The organism is Salmonella sp. SAL4457 (genome assembly GCF_046548235.1).
In the GTDB taxonomy this organism is placed as follows: domain Bacteria; phylum Pseudomonadota; class Gammaproteobacteria; order Enterobacterales; family Enterobacteriaceae; genus Salmonella; species Salmonella enterica.
Genome location: NZ_JBGDZO010001234.1, coordinates 1 through 240 on the forward strand (window position 1 = coordinate 1; position 240 = coordinate 240).

The following is a 240-nucleotide window of genomic DNA, read 5'->3' on the forward strand; positions in this document are numbered from 1 at the left end:
CGCCCAGGACGTGGCATTGCATCGTGACGGCCGTCCCTGCGGCGGCCAGGAGCCACCAGCGGACGCTCCGCGTCGTCCAGGCGTGCCAGGCGCCGGCCAGGGCGATCGAGCTCGACAGGGCGATGAGGTTCGGGTTCCAGATGAAGGTCGATTCGTCGACGGCGGCGGTCGAGACCGCCATCGCGAGGCCGGCCACGGCGCCGGCCACCGGCCCAGCGATCGACCGGCCGAGCCACCAGG

Annotated in this window: 1 protein-coding gene; it reads right to left on the minus strand. The window is 73.8% G+C overall.

The genetic code is table 11. The annotated features are described in order from the left end of the window. Positions 1-240, minus strand: a 240-nt coding sequence (locus ACLJNW_RS28125) for a hypothetical protein (protein ID WP_410961909.1), incomplete at both ends; no start/stop codon positions are given.